At 30.7% G+C, this 18822-nt stretch carries 21 protein-coding genes; 7 read left to right on the top strand and 14 right to left on the bottom strand.

Features of this window, described 5'->3' with window-relative positions; genetic code table 11:
• Nucleotides 1-20: 20 nt before the first annotated feature.
• The 10 genes from ybeY to nadA form a co-directional block, all read right to left on the bottom strand.
• Entirely contained in the window at nucleotides 21-443 is a 423-nt protein-coding gene (gene ybeY, locus QMO11_RS04645; protein WP_282036235.1) for an rRNA maturation RNase YbeY, read from the bottom strand.
• On the bottom strand, nucleotides 436-834 hold the full coding sequence (locus QMO11_RS04640; protein WP_282036234.1) for an ATP-binding protein: 399 nt from the start codon (nucleotides 832-834) through the stop codon (nucleotides 436-438). Before QMO11_RS04640 ends, ybeY begins: the two co-directional genes overlap by 8 nt.
• 100 nt (nucleotides 835-934) lie before the next feature.
• Entirely contained in the window at nucleotides 935-2104 is a 1170-nt protein-coding gene (locus QMO11_RS04635) for a murein hydrolase activator EnvC family protein (protein ID WP_282036233.1), read from the bottom strand.
• A complete protein-coding gene (gene lolB1, locus QMO11_RS04630) occupies nucleotides 2085-2924 on the bottom strand; it encodes a lipoprotein insertase outer membrane protein LolB1 (protein ID WP_282036232.1) in 840 nt (279 codons plus the stop codon). Before lolB1 ends, QMO11_RS04635 begins: the two co-directional genes overlap by 20 nt.
• Nucleotides 2902-4650, bottom strand: a complete 1749-nt coding sequence (locus tag QMO11_RS04625; protein WP_282036231.1) for a tetratricopeptide repeat protein — start codon at nucleotides 4648-4650, stop codon at nucleotides 2902-2904. The genes lolB1 and QMO11_RS04625 overlap by 23 nt, the downstream gene beginning before the upstream one ends.
• Before the next feature lie 7 nt (nucleotides 4651-4657).
• Nucleotides 4658-5098, bottom strand: coding sequence for a dUTP diphosphatase (gene dut / locus QMO11_RS04620; RefSeq protein ID WP_282036230.1), 441 nt, complete (start codon nucleotides 5096-5098; stop codon nucleotides 4658-4660).
• Nucleotides 5098-6588 carry a lipopolysaccharide biosynthesis protein gene (locus QMO11_RS04615; protein WP_282036229.1) on the bottom strand — a complete coding sequence of 497 codons (1491 nt, stop codon included), beginning with the start codon at nucleotides 6586-6588 and terminating at the stop codon, nucleotides 5098-5100. The genes dut and QMO11_RS04615 overlap by 1 nt, the downstream gene beginning before the upstream one ends.
• 9 nt (nucleotides 6589-6597) lie before the next feature.
• Entirely contained in the window at nucleotides 6598-7623 is a 1026-nt protein-coding gene (gene ruvB, locus QMO11_RS04610) for a Holliday junction branch migration DNA helicase RuvB (RefSeq protein ID WP_075603837.1), read from the bottom strand.
• Between the two features lie 14 nt (nucleotides 7624-7637).
• The gene (locus tag QMO11_RS04605; RefSeq protein ID WP_282036228.1) at nucleotides 7638-8018 is read right to left on the bottom strand and encodes a response regulator; all 381 of its coding nucleotides are present in this window, start codon (nucleotides 8016-8018) and stop codon (nucleotides 7638-7640) included.
• An 86-nt stretch (nucleotides 8019-8104) separates the two neighbouring features.
• On the bottom strand, nucleotides 8105-9100 hold the full coding sequence (gene nadA, locus QMO11_RS04600) for a quinolinate synthase NadA (RefSeq protein ID WP_282036227.1): 996 nt from the start codon (nucleotides 9098-9100) through the stop codon (nucleotides 8105-8107).
• Between the two features lie 1100 nt (nucleotides 9101-10200).
• Here nadA and rpiB point away from each other — a divergent pair.
• The 3 genes from rpiB to QMO11_RS04585 all read left to right on the top strand — a co-directional run bounded on the left by rpiB (nucleotide 10201) and on the right by QMO11_RS04585 (nucleotide 12655).
• Nucleotides 10201-10638: a ribose 5-phosphate isomerase B gene (gene rpiB, locus QMO11_RS04595; protein ID WP_075603834.1), complete on the top strand. Its 438-nt coding sequence runs from the start codon at nucleotides 10201-10203 to the stop codon at nucleotides 10636-10638.
• Nucleotides 10639-10715: 77 nt separating this feature from the next.
• On the top strand, nucleotides 10716-12092 hold the full coding sequence (locus QMO11_RS04590; RefSeq protein ID WP_282036226.1) for a lactate utilization protein B: 1377 nt from the start codon (nucleotides 10716-10718) through the stop codon (nucleotides 12090-12092).
• A gap of 119 nt (nucleotides 12093-12211) precedes the next feature.
• Nucleotides 12212-12655: an RrF2 family transcriptional regulator gene (locus QMO11_RS04585; RefSeq protein ID WP_075603832.1), complete on the top strand. Its 444-nt coding sequence runs from the start codon at nucleotides 12212-12214 to the stop codon at nucleotides 12653-12655.
• Here the strand turns inward: QMO11_RS04585 and QMO11_RS04580 are convergent.
• A complete protein-coding gene (locus QMO11_RS04580) occupies nucleotides 12643-13050 on the bottom strand; it encodes a VanZ family protein (RefSeq protein ID WP_282036225.1) in 408 nt (135 codons plus the stop codon). The two genes, QMO11_RS04585 and QMO11_RS04580, sit on opposite strands and share 13 nt — an antisense overlap.
• A 108-nt stretch (nucleotides 13051-13158) precedes the next feature.
• Here QMO11_RS04580 and hemW point away from each other — a divergent pair, with 108 nt between their 5' ends.
• Genes hemW through QMO11_RS04565 form a run of 3 tightly spaced genes read left to right on the top strand, consistent with a single transcriptional unit; the run spans nucleotide 13159 to nucleotide 15545 of the window.
• Entirely contained in the window at nucleotides 13159-14286 is a 1128-nt protein-coding gene (gene hemW, locus QMO11_RS04575; RefSeq protein ID WP_282036224.1) for a radical SAM family heme chaperone HemW, read from the top strand.
• A 3-nt stretch (nucleotides 14287-14289) separates the two neighbouring features.
• Nucleotides 14290-14676 (top strand): rhodanese-like domain-containing protein, encoded by a 387-nt coding sequence (locus tag QMO11_RS04570; protein ID WP_282036223.1) that lies wholly within the window; start codon nucleotides 14290-14292, stop codon nucleotides 14674-14676.
• An 11-nt stretch (nucleotides 14677-14687) separates the two neighbouring features.
• Nucleotides 14688-15545 carry a cation diffusion facilitator family transporter gene (locus QMO11_RS04565; protein WP_282036222.1) on the top strand — a complete coding sequence of 286 codons (858 nt, stop codon included), beginning with the start codon at nucleotides 14688-14690 and terminating at the stop codon, nucleotides 15543-15545.
• Nucleotides 15546-15800: 255 nt separating this feature from the next.
• Here QMO11_RS04565 and QMO11_RS04560 read toward each other — a convergent pair whose 3' ends face one another.
• Nucleotides 15801-16460 (bottom strand): DUF2461 domain-containing protein, encoded by a 660-nt coding sequence (locus QMO11_RS04560; protein ID WP_282036221.1) that lies wholly within the window; start codon nucleotides 16458-16460, stop codon nucleotides 15801-15803.
• 136 nt (nucleotides 16461-16596) lie between these two features.
• On the opposite strand from QMO11_RS04560, the gene QMO11_RS04555 reads away from it, so the two are divergent.
• The gene (locus QMO11_RS04555) at nucleotides 16597-17256 is read left to right on the top strand and encodes a 2-C-methyl-D-erythritol 4-phosphate cytidylyltransferase (protein WP_282036220.1); all 660 of its coding nucleotides are present in this window, start codon (nucleotides 16597-16599) and stop codon (nucleotides 17254-17256) included.
• On the opposite strand, the gene QMO11_RS04550 is transcribed toward QMO11_RS04555, so the two are convergent.
• Both QMO11_RS04550 and QMO11_RS04545 read right to left on the bottom strand, forming a co-directional pair.
• Entirely contained in the window at nucleotides 17248-18075 is an 828-nt protein-coding gene (locus QMO11_RS04550) for a metal ABC transporter permease (protein WP_282036219.1), read from the bottom strand. The genes QMO11_RS04555 and QMO11_RS04550 overlap by 9 nt on opposite strands.
• Nucleotide 18076: 1 nt before the next feature.
• Complete coding sequence (locus QMO11_RS04545) at nucleotides 18077-18820, bottom strand: metal ABC transporter ATP-binding protein (protein ID WP_075603824.1); 744 nt, start codon at nucleotides 18818-18820, stop codon at nucleotides 18077-18079.
• Between the last annotated feature and the right edge of the window lie 2 nt (nucleotides 18821-18822).

Genomic DNA, 18822 nt, shown 5'->3' with positions numbered 1-18822 from the left:
CCTATTATGGAACAGAAAATTTAGGAAATTGTTTTTAATAATTCTAAGGACAAGTTCTCTTGTTTAGTCATTTCCAGTTGATCTTCATCAGATTGATCATCATAACCAATTAAGTGAAGAATACCATGGATAATTACTCTATTGAGCTCTTTAGTAAAAGGAGTATTAAATAATTGAGAGTTACTTTTGACAGTATCTAAGCTAATAAAAAGGTCGCCTGATATGATTGAGCCTTCGTTATAGTTGAAAGTTATAATGTCAGTGTAATAATCGTGATTAAGATAATCTTTATTAACTTGAAGAATATACTTATCAGAGCAAAATATATAAGAAATATCCCCTATTGATTTATCATTAGTATCAATAACTTTTGATATCCAACTACTTAAAACACTATTAGAAAGTGTAATTTCATCAATATCTTCAAAATAGAAATTAATCATGTAGATTAAAAGTAAGCTTAACTAAACGACCTTCATTTTCAAAATCTAGCTCATCACTAAGATGTTTCATTAAAAAAATTCCACGTCCGTGAGACTTTTCAATATTTTCTGGTAAAGTTGGATCAGGAATAGTAGTAAAATCGAAACCAGAGCCAGAATCTTCTATTGAAAAAATAAGTTTAGTTTCAGTTAATTTATAGGATACAGATACTAATAAATCATGGTTCAATTTATTACCATGTACTATAGCATTATTAACCCCTTCCACTACGGCTAAAGATAATTTACCATAAACATCAGCATGTAAATCGAATTTAACAGAAATATCATCGATAAGTTTTTCGACAGTATTAATGTTTTGTATGTCGGAATTGATAACAATTTTTTCCACCATAATTTATCTTAATTACAAAATCTGTTCAAATTTAATAATTATACTAAAAATTAAACAAATGGTTACTTTATATTGACAAAATAACATTCATGTAACATTAGTTAATACTTTTTCCCAACCAAATGAGAGGATTGATTTTTTTACTACCCTCCCAAACCTCAAAATGCAAAATAGCATTATTATCTGTACTAGAAGTAAAAATTCTTCCAATTTTTTGATTTTTAGCTAATATTTGCCCGTTTTTAACGCTTACATCCTTTAGGTTTGCATAAACTGTTAAATATTTACCATGACGAACAATAACGGCCTTATTGTATCCAGGAATGGCAATTACACGGCTAACCTTACCATCAAATATAGATTTAACATCATTATCCTTGGTCGTAGTGATATCTATACCATTATTCTTCACTTTTACGCCCTTTAAACTCGGATGATTATGTTCACCAAAATAACTAGTTACTATTCCATCACTAACAGGCCATGGCAATTTTCCTTTAAATTTATAAAAATCACTAGGGTCAAATGTTGCGGATTTATTTGCTTCACGTGAAATTAATTTCTCAATTTCTTTTTGTAGGCTTTTACTTTTTTTAGTGTTATTCTTAATATTTTGTTTCAACCATCTTTCATCAGTATTTAATTTAGCTATCATAAGCTTTTTTGATGATATAGATTTTTCTATATTACGTGATTGATTAAATAAACTATCGTAAACGGATTGTTTCGAATTAAGAATACTTTCTTGTACTTGTAAAATACTATCGTGCTTTATAATGCTCTCGTTCAAAACTATTCCTTGCTTTTTACGATAACTACTATATTGACGCAATAATTGAAACCTACGATACGCTTCAGAAAAGGAAGAACTGCTAAATAATAGCATAAACTCATTATAATTAGAGGTACTAAATTTATTAGCTTCGATAATCAAATTAGAATAATTCTTTTTTAACGATTTAATGTCATCATTTAAATCATTTAATAATAGAAGATTTCTATTTACTTCATCATTTAAAAGACTAATTTCTTCTTTGTAGGATAAAAGTAGCTGATTTTGAATACTCAATTTGGAGTTTAATAACTCTAGTTGATTTAAAGTATTATTCTTAGATTTCTTTTTTGATACAAGTAGTTTATTTGCCCTATTAATTTCAGAAATATATTTTGCATGTTCTGATTTTAATTTCCCAATATCATCAGATTGCGCACTTATATGCACAAAAGAAAAATAAAGTAAAATAAAACTACATATTCGTAACTTCATAACTAGATGGGATTTTAAAATGTAGGCTACCTCCATCATTTACTTCAAGATTATTGGTAGTCAAAGACAATTTGAAATGATTTATTCCATCAATAACATCGACATTGATAAGTTTAGGAAAAACAAGATTAGCAAATTTAGTAAATTCTGAATAAGTAATTTCTGTTGTTCTATTAGTTGAAAAATCTTTAATAAAGTGATTACTTATTCTATATAATTCCGGAAGAATTAACATATCATGAATTAATAAATCACTATTCTGGCGTTTTACAAGCCTATTTAAACGCCTTTCCTTAATTACACCAAAGGTATATTGATTATCTCTAATTCCATGCTTATAACGCTTTAAAACATCAGATATAGGTTCATCTGATGGAGGATATGTAAACGCCATATTTGCTAGGATGGATTGGAGTATATCGAAATTAATATCAAGATTATATTTATTAGCAAAAAAATCATAGTCAGTATGAAATACCTTTTTATTATGCTTATCCAAAATAATAATACTATTAGGTAAGAATTGAGCCCTAACAACCTCAATTCCCATTACAGCCATAATTGAAACAACAATAGCAGAATCCTTTTGTATCACGTAACTACCTTTGAAGCTCTTTTTTGTTTTACCATCGTTAAAGCTAATATTTAGCTTTTTAGAATACAGTTTTTTAAAATCAAGTTGATTTTCAAGGATAGAATTTCTTAGTTTGGAGTCTGTGATATTAGAGACCGTACCTTCATTAAGAGTACGTGTGGTCTTACAACTAGTAATGAAAACTAGTATAGTAACTACAAAACTAATTCTCAATATATGATTCACTTTCAATCTTTTTTAATAATGTTTCTGATTTATTCCCCATATCCAATGATTTCTTCCACTGCTCAACTGCACCAAGAATATCCCCATTTTTAAAAAGTATATCACCGTAATGCTCAACAATCACATCACTAGTATCTCCACCATTATCAATAGCACGTTCAATAATATATTTTGCCTCAAAAAAACGGCTTCTCTTAAATAAAACCCAAGCATAAGTATCAAGATAAGTACTATTGCCTGGTTCCAATTCAACAGATTTAGCAACCATTTTTTCAGCTTTATCAAGGTCTTTATTTTCTAATGATAAATAATAACTATAGTTATTTAAAACAATAATATTGTGTTCATCAATTAAAAGCGCTTGGTCATAGGCCTTAAAAGCAGACTCAGTATCTTTTAAGCTATAGTATACATCACCAAGACTAGCATATATTTGACCTTTGAGTTTCATATTGGAATCCGCATTCTTTTCTCCTTGAATAAGAATTACTTTTGCTTCCTCCCATTTTTCAAGCTGCATGCAAGAAATACCATGGAAGAAACAAAAAACAGCTTCATCAGGATAAATCAATAATGCTTCTTTAGAATCACTGTATAATAAATCAATTTCTTGAAGCTCAATTTCCAAATATAAAAGATCCTGCCAAACAGCAGCATTTTCAGGTTCAATTTCTAAACCCTGTTTATATAGCGATAACGCTTTGTGTTTATCTCCTGACTTTTGCACATAGTTAGCCTTATAATAAAAGCTACGCGCATCATTTGAGTGAACCTCGGTTAATATTTCAAAAAGACTAGTGATTTGAGTCGTATCAGAGTAATTTTTAAACTCATCAGACATTAGGAAAGGTAACATACGTTGAAACTTAACCTCTATATTTAAGTCAATATCTTTTAATCCATTTTGAAAATAGGAGAAGAACTTTACTGTATCCTTTCTTTGTAGCTCAATATTAGCAAGTGAAAAGTAGCCTAAACCATTAGTAGAATCAAGCTCTAATATTTTCATGTAAGCAGATTCAGCCTTATCAAGATCTTTAGTATAAAGATAAACATCACCAAGGAAACCATAATAACGTGGTTCATAAGGATTATCTTTAATTAAGGCATTAACTTCTTTATAAGCGGAATTATTCTTACCTAATTCCAGATACAATTTTTCTTTTTCAAGAGAAACCATTTCATTTAGTCCCAACTGCTTTTCTAATAAATCTAGCGACGAAATAGCTTCCTCAAACTGTTTATTCGACGTATAAAGTTGAGACAAAACATACAAGTATTCGATATTATCAGGGTACTTATTACTCAAATTCTGATAAGTAGAAATAGCACTACCAATTTGACCATTCTGCTGATAGATATCACCGAGTAAACGTTGGTAATATTTATTGCTAGAATCGAGATTAGAAGCTTTAACAAGTAAATCTTGAGCTCCGGTATAATTCTTAACGCCAATTTCTATATTAGCCAACTCGTAATAACACACACTACTGTTAGGGTCAATCTTAAGGCATTCAACGTAATACAATTTAGATTTATTTAAATCGCCATGTAATTTTAAACGCTGAGCTTCGTAAAAGAAATAATCAAACTTTCTCTTTTCTGAAGAATTAAGAGATGTATGTGTTTTAATCCCCTTATTAGAATCGGAACTACTTGTATTTTTAACACTTCCGCATGAAGCTAGGAAAAGTAATACGAAACCTAAATAAATATATTTAACCATAGAAATTTTAATTTTTACCTGTATGTCCAAAACCACCTTCTCCACGTACTGAGTCATTTAGTTCTTCAACAACAAAGAATTGTGCATGGACATATTCTTTAATAACCATTTGACAGATACGCTCACTGTTTTTAACAACAAAGGCTTCATTGGATAAGTTTACTAGTATTACTTTTATTTCTCCTCTATAATCAGCATCTATTGTTCCAGGGGTGTTTAAAACAGTAATACCAAACTTAGCTGCTAAACCACTTCGAGGCCTAATTTGAGCTTCGTACCCCTCAGGAAGTTCAATGAATAAACCAGTTGGGATAATAACCCTTTCAAGTGGCTTTATAATAATATCTTCAGTAATGAAAGCTCTTAAATCTACACCTGCAGAGTGCGGCGTAGCATATTCAGGAATGTTATTTGTACTCTTGTTGATTATATTAATTTTAACTGCCATTATATTGCTTTCTTTAAATTCTTGAATTCGTTTTTATACACAATCAGTAAAAATACAATTAATAATCCTATACTTAAACTGTATCTAAATATATAGTTTAAAAGTGTATCAAACGTATTTGAGAAAAATGTATTGAAAATATACGTGATAAGGTATAAGCTAATAGTTAATAAACCATACAAACTTATCTTTTTCCAATTATAATAGATAGGATATATTTTATTCGAATAATATATGGATTGCAGCACCATTATAGCATAGCCAAATAAACTACTAATTGCTGCTCCTATATATCCGAAAATGGGAACAAGTACAAAATTTAATAAAACTGTTACAATACATCCAACAATACCCATTAACGCGCCATATTTAGTATTATCAGAAACCTTATACCAAACAGATAAAGTGAAGTAAACACCACTAAGTAACTGTGCAAGTAAAACAATAGGAATAATAACGTTTCCTTCTAAATAATCACTTGTTAAAAAAAGGTTGATAACATCTAAAAAGTAACAAACTCCAAGAAATATGAAAAACCCAAAAATAGTGAAGTAAGTAAGTATATTATTATAAATCGAATTATCGTTAGATTCGCGATGATGCTTAAAGAAAAAAGGCTCAAAAGCCATACGGAAAGATTGGGTAAACATGGCCATCAATACCCCAATTTTAAAATTTGCACCATAGATCGCCAATTGCTTAATACCTTCATCTCCACCTATTAATTTAGGAAGAAGAATTTTATCTATATTTTGATTTATCATACCTGTAATACCAACAATTAATATCGGTAAAGAGTATTTATACATTCTAAGCAATAAGGTAAAGTCAAACTTACCAATGGAGCTAATAGCAGTTTTTACCAAAAACAGAAGAACTACAATTGAAGCCAATAAATTGGATATTAAAACAAAATAGGCTTCTCTACCAGGCGAGTAAACAATATGAACAAATTTGTAAAGGATAGAATCTGCAGAATAATTCTCAACAATTATAGGACATATCCTTAAAAAGAAAACATTTAGTCCAATAATAACAAGAACATTAATTAGTTTTAAAAGTGCGAATTTTATACTTCTATTGTCAAATCTTAGCTTAGCAAAAATTAAGGCACTAACAGCATCAATAGCAACTAGTAAACCTGCAACTTTTATAAGATCAGTATAGTTACTACTAGCTATATTATCCGAGATTGGATAAAGAAGTAATAGAAACAAAATAGAACTAGAGCAGATGCTAATGAAAGCTGTTGTGAATACGGTTTTAAAATCGTCTTTTTTAGCAAATCTGAAAAAAGTAGTTTCGAAACCATACGTTAAAATCACCAAAAATATGGCGATATAACTATAAATATTCGTTACTAATCCGTATTGAAATAAATCCATTGTACGGATATAGTAAGGCATTAAAAGCCAGTTTAAAAGACGAACCAAAATAGTCCCACCTCCGTAAATGACAGTTTCGCTAGCTAAAGATTTAAACTTTCCCAAAATGAAGTATTAAAAAAGTGAGAATTGCTCTTGGTTACTATTGTTCCTACCCAAATGATCATATGCAAGTGGAGTTACCATCCTACCACGAGGAGTTCGTTTTATAAATCCTTCTTTAATAAGGAAAGGTTCATAAACTTCTTCTATGGTTCCACTATCTTCGCCAATAGCTGTACCAATAGTAGTTAAACCAACAGGTCCTCCTTGAAATTTATCGATTAGGGTTAACAAAATTTTATGATCCATTTCATCTAAACCATGCTGATCAATATTTAAAGCTTCTAAAGCATATTGAGCAATATTTAAATCGATGGATCCATTTCCTTTTACTTGAGCAAAATCCCTAACCCTACGCAATAAGGCATTTGCAATACGAGGTGTGCCCCTGCTCCTTCGTGAAATTTCTAAACAAGCATCTTTACTAATTTCAGTATTTAGAATATTCGATGATCTATTTATAATACCCGACAAAATACTATTATCGTAATATTCAAGGTGTGAGTTAATGCCAAACCTTGCTCTAAGCGGACTAGTTAATAAACCGCTGCGAGTGGTTGCACCAACTAAGGTAAACGGATTCAGATCAATTTGAATACTTCGAGCTCCTGGACCTTTATCTATAACAATATCAATTCTAAAATCTTCCATTGCGGAATAAAGGTACTCTTCTACAATAGGACTTAAGCGATGAATTTCATCGATAAATAACACATCGTTAGGCTCAAGGTTTGTTAATATCCCTGCTAAATCGCCGGGTTTATCAAGAACAGGACCACTAGTAATTTTAAAACCCGCATCCAATTCATTTGCTATAATATTTGAGAGTGTTGTTTTCCCTAGACCAGGAGGTCCATGCAAAAGAACATGATCAAGAGCCTCACCTCTCATGGTTGCCGCTTGAACAAATATTTTTAAATTTTCAACAATTTTAGGTTGACCTTTAAAATCTTCGAAACGAAGAGGACGTAACTTATTTTCTACGTCATGTTCAGCTGATCTATATCCTTCTTCGCGAATATCAAAGTTATCATCCATTAAGAAAATCTAATTTAAACAATTCCGAGTTTTTTTATTTTATTAAGAAATAATTCAAGACTAAAAGGCTTTGTCATATATTCATTCATACCAGCCTCAATACATCTTTCTCTATCAGAATCAAAGGTATTTGCAGTTAAACCAATAATAGGTGTTGAATACTCGAATGAACTTTCATATTCTCTAATCAATTTAGAGGATTCTAATCCATCCATAACAGGCATCATCAAATCCATAATTACCAAGTCATACCTAGTTGATTTAACCTTTTGAAAAGCCTCTTCTCCGTTAGAAACAATATCTATTTTATAACCCAACCTTGTTAAATTAACAAAAATCAGTTTTTGGTTGAGAGGATTATCCTCAACTAATAAAACAAACAAAGCCTTTGACATAATTAATAATTAGAATATGATAAATACTCAACAAAAAAATAAAAATTATAACAAAAACGAGAACTGTTGGTCAAAAAAATAGTGTATTATAGCTTTAATTTTGCTGAGATATCAAGCATACGCTCAATTGGCTTAACAGCTTTAACTCTTACATCCTCTTCAACTTCAACTGTTGGCCAAGAATATTTTAATGCATTATAAATTTTTTGCATGGTATTTAAACGCATAAACTCACACTCATTACAAGCACAAGTACTATCGTTAGGGGGAGCAGGTATAAAAACTTTATCAGGGCTTTTTAATTGCATTTGATGCAAAATACCAGCCTCAGTAGCAACAATAAATTTATTTGAGCTACTAGATTGACTATAATTTAATAATGAAGCTGTTGAACCAACATGATCTGAAACCATTAATAATGGCTTTTTACATTCAGGGTGCGTTAAAATTTCAGCATCTGGATTTTCCTTCTTTAGTTCTAAAATTTTCTCGAGTGAAAACTTCTCATGAACATGACAGGCTCCATCCCATAGGATCATTTCTCTTCCTGTAATACCGTTTATGTAATTACCCAGGTTACGATCAGGTCCAAAAATTAACTTTTCATCAGCAGGGAAACTATCTACTATGGCTTTAGCATTTGTAGAAGTAACCACAATATCAGATAATGCTTTAATTTCAGCAGATGTATTTACATAAGTAACTACTTTATGATCTGGATACTGATTGATAAATTTCTCAAATTCATCGGGAGGACAACTATCTGCTAAACTACATCCGGCATTTAAATCAGGAACAAGAACTGTTTTCTTTGGCGAAAGAATTTTAGCGGTTTCCCCCATAAAGTGGACACCAGCTACCATAATAATATCTGCATCAGTTTTAGCAGCAAATTGAGCCAAGGCTAAACTATCTCCAACAAAATCTGCGATATCCTGAATTAAGTCATCTTGATAAAAATGAGCCATTAAAACAGCATTCTTCTCTTTTTTCAATTTTGCAAATGACTCTTCTAAATTATCAATATTTGATATAGATTCATCTACATATCCTTGTTTCAACCAATTTTCCTTTAACTCCATTATAATAAAGAATGTATAAAAGATATTTAATATCTAAAATTAAAACGACAATAGACTGTTGATAAGATGTATTTCAAATTTTTAATAAAAAATTAATTGTATTTGAAATTCGAGTCAAATATGAAATAACAACTAAAACACTTATTATCATCATAATAAATAGCAACACTTACTACTTATAAAAGAATGCAAATTTAATAAGAATATTGATTCAACAGTACTTAATTTTATAAAATAGTGTTGAATCATTTAAAAGCTGAAGTAAGTAGTAAACTAGAAGAAACACGTATCCTTGAAAATCGAAATACAAGTTATTTTAAGACATTAAAGAAGAATCATGAGTTATTCCTTATTTTATGTAATTAACTAACTAAAACAAGCTTTAGAATTGATTAGAAGCGAATATTAAAGTCAATCTCTATAGAATAAAATGAAACCCTGCTTAAATTAAAAAACGCAACAATTGGTTACTAAACTTTTCTTTCACACAATAGATTAATATAAACTGATAGAATTTTAAAAAGAAAAATGATAATGATAATAGGCTGTTAATTCGGTTTATAAATAATTGAGATTTTAGTTGCTTTAAATTGCAATGAACATTTACATTCTATCAATTAAAACTTAATTAACAGTAATTTTAAATGCTAACCTATTGTATAATAGTGATATTTAATAGTTAATTAACATACTGTTTAAACTAACAATATCTAATAACATTACCTTATTAATTCCCAATTTTCATGTTTAAACACTGTTAGAAATTAGTAGTAAACTATTATAAAATTTACTTGACATTTAATAACTCTCATAGGCTTATTTAAAAATTACAAAACTCCAAGAAAAACTTTTATATTCTTTTAATTTACAATTCACATATTGTTAACATGAATCCACACGTTATTCACAGTAATGAATTGTTGACTAGTAAATTACCGGTCATAATTGTCATTTCATATGTTGAAAAGATGTGTAGTATGTTGTTTAAATAGTTATCACATTACTGCATATAAGTGCATTATCCGTTTATAAACTAATGTGTATAAAGTAGCTTATTAGCAACTTATATGCAGTACATTTTCTATCTTTGCAAAAAAAAAATGAAAATTACTAAAATTGCTTTTGCTGCCGATCATGCAGGTTACGAATTAAAGGAGGAGTTGAAAGAATTTATTAGCGCTAAAGGTATTGTTGTTGCTGACTTTGGTACTAATTCAACAGAGAGTACTGATTATGCTGATTATGCACATCCTATGGCTAATTCAGTTGAGAGTGGCGTTGCCGATTTAGGTATTTCAGTTTGTGGAAGCGGAAATGGTATTAATATGACAGCTAATAAGCATCAAGGAATTAGAGCTGCTTTATGTTGGAATAAAGAAATATCAGAGTTAGCTCGATCTCATAATAATGCTAATGTTTGTTCGTTACCAGCTCGTTTTATTTCAGTAGAGGAGGCTAAAGAGATTATTGAAGCTTTTATTACTACAGAATTTGAGGGTGGCAGACATCAAAACCGTATAAATAAGATTCCTTGTTAATACACATCATTAAGTATTAGTATAACAATGAATTAACAATTTATTAAAACTGTTAATATCTTAAAAGAATACCAATAGTGAGTTTAGAATCAAAAAAATTTCAAAAAAAATCTGAGGATATCGCTTTTGATATAAAGCATCGCGATAAAATAAAATTTAATATATCGCGCTATAATGCAGCTGTTGAAAAAGGAGAGCTGCGTTATGCAGATATTAATATCGCAAGAAATCGTGCTGCTGCTCAAAAAAGAGAGGTTCTGAAAAACTTACATACTTACTTGTTGCAGTTTGAAGAAAAGGCTATTGCTAACAATAATGAGGTTTTATGGGCGCAAGATTCAGAGGAAGCTATTGGTTATATTCAAGATATTTTAAAAACAGAAAAAGCCAAGCTTGTTGTTAAAAGTAAATCAATGACCACTGAGGAAATTGAATTTAACGAAGGAGCAGAGGCTATTGGTGTTAAGTCGGTTGAAACTGATTTAGGTGAATATATTGTTCAGGTTGCTGGTGAAAAACCATATCATATTGTTACACCAGCAATGCATAAATCAAAGCAAGATATTGCCGATTTGTTTCATGAACACTTTGGTACAGATATAGATGGATCACCTGAGTACCTAACTAATTTTGTAAGAGAAAAGCTTCGTGATGATTTTATAAATGCTGATATAGGTGTAACGGGTGCTAATTTTTTACTAGCGGATATTGGTGGTATTGCAGTTACCGAAAATGAGGGTAACGCAATTATGTCTGCATCATTTCCTAAAACACATATTGTAATTGCGGGTATAGAGAAAATTATACCTTCATATAAAGACTTAGGTACCTTTTGGCCTTTATTATCAGCGCATGGTACGGGTCAGCAAATGACGGTTTATAATACCATTTATACGAGTGCAAAAAAGGACGGTGAAATAGATGGTCCAGAGAGAATGATTATTATTTTATTAGATAATGGCCGATCTGAACTCTATAGTCAGCCAACACAAGCAGAATCTCTATCGTGTATTCGCTGTGGAGCTTGTTTAAATGCTTGTCCTATTTATAAAAATATTGGTGGTTATACTTATGATGCTACCTATAGCGGACCAATTGGTAGTGTTATTACACCACATTTTAAACATTTCGGAAGTTATAAACATTTAAGCTTTGCTTGTAGTTTATGCGGACGCTGTGAAGAGGTTTGTCCGGTTAAAATACCACTTCCTAAATTGCTATTACACAATAGAAAGGATTCAGTTGAGAGAGGTAATGTATCCTTTGTTGAAAAGATGTCAACAAACTTCACTTCCTCTGTATTTCAATCTAGGGCATTGATGGATTTTCTCCCAGGTTCACTAAAAAATGCTGGATTAACAATGGTACAATCCAAGCTGATAGGAGACAAAAGAAAATTAGATGGTATTGCTAAAGAATCCTTCAGTAAACAATGGTCAAAAAAAAGAAAGTAAAATAAGTACTTATTCTATATTTGTGTATTTTAGCATTTCAAAATCTTTATATATTGTTTATAAGTTGAAATCTTGATAAACCAATATAGAAAATTGCACTTTTAAAACTTTAAGATAATATGTTATCAAATACGTGTAAATACGCTGTTCGATCAGTAATTTATTTAGCTATCCATCAAGAAGAAGGAAAGAAAATTGGCATTAAACAAATCTCTTCTGATTTAGAAATTCCTACCCCCTTTTTAGGTAAAATACTTCAAACCTTGGCTAAGCAAAAAATATTATCTTCCAATAAAGGCCCCCATGGTGGTTTTTCATTAGCTGTTGATCCCGAAGAATTAACACTATTAGATATTGTTAAAATAATTGATGGAATGGATATATTTGAAACCTGTTTAATAGGTATGAATAGTTGTAAAGCTGCAGATTCAAATAGTAAACCGTGTTCTGTTCACGATCAGTTTAGTGATATTAGAAAACAACTTTATAATTTATTTAAAAATGAAACTTTTGCCAATATTGTGAATAAGGTTGGTGAGAAGGAAGATTATTATTTATTATAATCTACTTTTATCAGAAATAACTTGTATACAATTGGCTTGTTTTTAAGTATTAAAAATAAGCCAGTGCCAAAACATACACCTAAGAAATTAAAAATAGCATCGTAAATATTTCCGTTTCGAGTGCTTGTTAAATACAGTTGTAAAAACTCCATTATTATACCAATCGCAATGGTATCTAAAACAATCCATCTTTTTTTAATGTGTATTTTATGAGCATGGTTCTCAAGTAGAAATACGAAGCTTAACCCAAAATACATACAAAAGTGGACTAACTTATCAATGTGTTTGAAAAAATGAATATCGTTTGGTACTACTTTACCAACATTCATAAGGCTTAGTATCGATATAGATATTATTACCAGTATGGTTCGTATATAAGATTTTAATATGCGCATTGTATTATCGTAAAAGTTTTTAAAAGTTGATAAGCTGTTAATAACCTCTCTATTTTATTATAAACTATTGTTTCACGTGAAACGTTAACTAAAACAAAATTAGTTCCAATGATTGGTATATATATACATGTTCCGTTTTGCTCAAAAAAGTGTGGTTATTGCGATTTTTACAGCATTATTCGTTTAACTAACAAAAGTGACTATTTAAATGCACTTATCAAAGAAATAGAATTACGAGCTTATGAATTTAATACACGAAAAGTAGCTACTATTTATTTTGGTGGAGGAACACCTAGTTTATTGTCATTAAGTGATTTTAAATCTATTTTCGACGTTATTAATAAAACTTTCGATATATCATTAACAAAAGAGATTACTGTTGAAGTAAATCCGGATGATGTTACTGTTGATTATATAAAGGGTTTAAAAGCCTTAGGTGTAAATAGAATTAGCATGGGCGTTCAAAGTTTTAATAATAGAATTTTAAAGTTTATGAATCGCAGGCATAACAAAAGTCAGGCGGTAGAGGCTGTAAATAATATTAGGAAAGCAGGTATTAATAATTTAAGTATAGATTTAATTTATGGAATACCAGGAATGACCTCAGAAGAGTGGAATTCTTCAATTAATGAAGCTTTAAGTTTAGGAGTTCAACATATTTCAGCTTATCACCTTACCTTTGAGCCTGATACTCCTTTTTATAAACGATTGCAAAAAAAGGAAATATTAGAGATTAATGATTCCGAAAGTGTGAAACAATATGATGCACTTGTTGAAGGTCTAGCAAAAGGTGGGTTTAATGATTATGAAATTTCTAATTTTAGCTTGCCTGATTACGAATCTAATCACAATTCTAATTACTGGAATGGTTATAAGTACTTTGGTTTCGGACCCTCAGCGCACTCCTTTGATGGTACAATAAGGCGATGGAACTATTCTAATTTAGATAAGTATGTTGATGGTATAAGCACAAACCAACAGTATTTCGATTCTGAATCATTAAGTTTAATAGATAACTATAATGAAACTATAATGCTCAGTTTACGAACGAAAAAAGGTTTAAGTTTAGATGTGTTAAGGAGTAAATTTGAGAATACATTTTTATCTCATTTTAATACTGTATTACAAGATTATTTAGATAACAGTAAATTAATAATTGATAATGGTTTTGTTAGTGTTAAACGCGATAGTAAGTTTTTGACAGACAAAATTATTAGCGATTTTTTTATGGTGTAGTTTATGAAGAATTTGATTATTGTTTGTATACTGTTTATTGTCCATTCTACTTTAAAAGCTCAAGTTAAAGAGGTATGTTCTATTAATTGTAAGCAGTTTTATGAGTTGTCACAAAAGGCAGAAAATGTTTTAATTGTTGATATTAGGGAATCAAAATATTACAAAAAGGGACATCTTAATAAAGCGGTTTACGGTGGTAAAAAAGAAATATTAAAACCTATATTAGATAAAACTCCTAAGGATACGCCAATCTTTATTTATTGTGAAGTTGGAAAACGATCAAAACAGGCTGGCGAGTGGATATTGAAACAAGGATATCAAACTGTTTATCAGTTAAGTGGAGGTGTTAAAAATTGGGATACAAAAACATACCCTTTCATTAAGGAGTAAATAATAATTGGATGAAACGAAACATTGGTGTTATAATATCTTGGTTATCAATAGTACTTAATATTGTACTATTTGCTATTAAACTTTGGGTGGGTTTGTTATACAACTCGGTAGCATTAATAGCTGATGCTTGGCATACTCTAACTGATTCAGTTTCTTCTTTTGCAGTATTAATAGGTATAAAAATATCTGATAAACCGGCAGATGAAGAACACCCTTTTGGTCATGGAAGGGCAGAATTAGTATCAACAATATTTGTTGGTTTTTTATTGGCTCTTGTTGGGGTTAATTTCACATACGAATCCTTTATTAAGCTGCGCGATCATCAAGAATCTCAGTATGGGATGTGGGCAATTATAGTTACAGTTATTTCATTAGTTGTAAAAGAAATAATGGCTCAGTATTCTATCATTTTTGGCAAAAAAATAAACTCAAAATCTTTGGTCGCTGATGGATGGCACCATCGTAGTGATGCATTCTCCAGTTTAATAATATTGGTGGGGTTATTTTTAGGTAAATACTTTTGGTGGATGGATGGTGTGTTGGGATTAATTGTTTCAGCATTAATATTTTATACTACCTACTCTATACTCAAGGAGGCATTCTCTTTATTTTTAGGAGAAAAAATTGATGACGACCTAAAAGAAAGTATCCTTCAAATAGGGAAGTATAATTTTGAATATCCGCTCGAAGCGCATCATTTCTTATTGCATCAATATGGAAACCATGCTGAGCTAACTTTCCATATATATTTACCCGGGGATATGTCTTTAAACGAAGCTAGTAAAGTTGCAATGGATTATCAAAAATTGATCCGCGATGAGCATAATATTGGAGTTACTATTCATATCGATTCCTTAGAAAAGTAAAAATATTTACCCTAAACATTGGTCAGATGTTATTTTTGGCACGCAGTTTGTTTTATTCCTATACGAAGAGCAAGAGAGTTTTTCATAGATTAGGTTAGGGTTTAGGTTATTAGTCGGAACACTTCTAAAGTGTTCCGATTATTTAAAGCTCACTACACAAAACAGACATAAGAAGTTTTTTTTCATAGATTAGGGTTTAGGTTAAAAGAAAGGGATTCAACAACGGTTGAAATCCCTTTTTTTATGCACTAATTATTATTTTTCTAGAGCTTCATTTAAAAAGTCATTCAGTGGTTTTATAGTTTTAAAAGTGTTTTCAATTATTGTATTTAATTCAGATGATTGGACTTCATCATCACTTAATTGAGTTATCACAGTGTATGATTTATTTCTTATTAAAGCAATATTCTCATCATTCTTATCAAATCCTTTAGGAGCAGTTTTTAATTTATCTCCATATATTTCAGGAAACATTGTATTAAATGTTTTATAGGTAATAATGCTTCTATACTCCTCGGGATTCTCTAAAATGAAGGAACGTATTTTCCTTAACTCGTTAGGTTGCGGAACATGAATGCCACCGCCTATAAAGCTATTATCAGGCTCAATATGCAAATAATATCCTCCATATATACTCTTGCGTCCATCGCGGTTAATATGGGCTCCAAAGTTATTTTTATAAGGTAGTTTATTATTCGAGAATCTTACATCTCTAAAAATTCTAAACGTACAGTCTTTTGCTTTAGGATGACCTATCCTTTTATCAATATTGTTAGTTAAGCCAATTAATTCATCCACATAAGTTTCAAAATCTGTTTTAGCTTTTTGGTAGAAAGGCTTATTGTTATGAAACCATTCTTTATTGTTATTAATACTTAACTGCACTAAAAAATTAAATATTCCTTCTGGTAGCATATTTTCTATATTTTTATTTTGGATTTCAAGGTACGAATAGAATACTAAAAAATCATTAGATAAATATTTACACACTGATTTAATCTGGATGCCTAACTTTTGATTAATTTTGATGCTGAATCATCAAATTAAAAGTATGAGAAAAGCTGTTATTATTGTTGCAGGGGGTAGCGGATCGCGAATGAAAAGTGATATACCAAAACAATTTTTGTTATTGAAAGGCGAACCGATTTTGATGCATACTATCCGTGCTTTTCACAATTTTGATGATGAAATGAAGGTTGTTTTAGTGCTTCCATCCACTCAAGTGAGTTATTGGAAACAATTGTGTATTGATCATTCTTTTAAAATTGAGCACACGATTACTGAAGGAGGAAATACTAGATTCCATAGTGTACAAAATGGTTTAAAGGAAGTAAGCGAACCTTGCCTTGTTGGAGTCCACGATGGAGTTCGTCCTCTTGTTAGTTCTGGTACTCTGGAGCGATGTTATGCTGCGGCAGAAATTAATGGCAATGCCATACCAGTTACTGATGCCATTGAATCCATAAGAGAAATTCAAAATAGTACCAGTGTTGCTGTTGATAGATCGGTTTATAAGATGGTACAAACCCCCCAGGTTTTTACTTCAGAAATACTACAAGAAGCCTATAAACAAGATTTTAGTGAATTATTTACAGATGATGCTAGTGTTGTTGAAAAGCTCGGAAAACAAATCCATTTGGTTGATGGTAATAGAGAAAATATAAAAGTAACCACACCAATGGACTTAAAGATTGGAGAATGCCTACTTTAAATTCAGTTTATCTTTTATAAAAATTACAGCTCTAATTATGATCCATATACTTATTAATGCAAATATTATGGTTGCACCCGATGGGATATCCATAAAATAAGAAGCACTTAAGCCGGCAATTATTCCTATAAAACCAAAAAGGATAGACCAAAATATTATTTTTTTATAATCTTTAGTTATTAGCATTGAAGCTGCTTGTGGTATAGTGAATAGGGATAATACTAGTATAATACCAGCAATTCGTATGCTTAATACAATTGCCAATGCAACAGCAACTGCCATGCTATATTTGATGAGTTTAACATTTAAACCTGTGGTAGATGCATAGTTCTCATCAAAGGCAGTGTACAAAATAGGTCGAAAAAAAAGAATGTTGGCGGCAATAATAATTAACGCAAATATGGCTGTAACAATTATATCAGTAGTAGTAACTGTTAGTATATTTCCGAAAAGAAAACCCATTAGGTTTGGTGTATAGCCAGGTGTCATAAAAACAAAAATGATACCTATCGCCATTCCTAATGACCAGAGAATAGCAATGGCACTATCCTCTCTTACTTTTGCTTTTTGCGCCGACCACTCAATACCTAAAGCAGAGAAAACTGCAAATACAGCAGCCCCTAAAAATGGATTAAGCCCGAGAAAATAAGCAATTCCAATGCCTCCAAATGAAGCATGGGTAATACCTCCACTAATAAAAACAATTCTGCGCGATACTATATAGGTGCCAATAATACCAGCTAAAATGCTTGTTAATAAACCCGCTAAAAGCGCATTTGTGAAAAATTTGTATTGAAATAATTCGAAGAATTCTAACATTTTAATGTTGGTTTAGTACCCTATGCGGAACGTGTCCGTGTGCAACTAATTCAATAGGGCACTTATAGGTTGAAAGTACTTTTTCTGAAATTTTATTACTGTTATGATAATGAAGTTCTTCATTAACACAAGCTATTGTTTTTATTATAGGTGATATTGTACCAATATCGTGCGAAACTAGCAATATGGCCATTTCTTTATTTAGCTCACTTAGCATGTTGTATAATTCCCCTTCAAAATGCTTGTCAACATAGGTATTAGGTTCATCTAAAATTAAAACAGATGGCTTATTAATAATGGCTCTCCCTAGGAAAGCTCGTTGTCTTTGCCCACCCGATAACTCTCCAATTGTGTTATTTTTATATTCCGTTAACCCTAATTTATCTAATAACTCGTTAGCTTTATTTTTGTCGGATTTAGAGTATTTTCCAAAATAACTTTTACTACCCATAATACCAGATAAAACAACTTCGCTTACCTTGATGGGGAATTTTGTATCTATTTCATTGCTCTGCGGAAGATAACCAATGTAGTGTTTGTTATTTTTCCAGGCGTAATTTAGTTTCCCTTTCTGAATTGGTAATAGCCCTAGTATAACCTTTAACAGAGTGGACTTCCCTCCCCCATTTGGACCAATTATACCAATAAAGTCATTCTGCTTAATATCTAAATTGATATTTCGCAAAACGGCTTGGTTCGGTTCATAACCTGCAGATACATTATGTAATGAAATTAAACTGTCCATTA

This window comes from Saccharicrinis aurantiacus, assembly GCF_947489045.1.
Lineage (GTDB): Bacteria > Bacteroidota > Bacteroidia > Bacteroidales > Marinilabiliaceae > Saccharicrinis > Saccharicrinis aurantiacus.
Note: the sequence above shows the minus strand (reverse complement) of the source record. Positions and strands in the feature narration are given on the sequence as shown.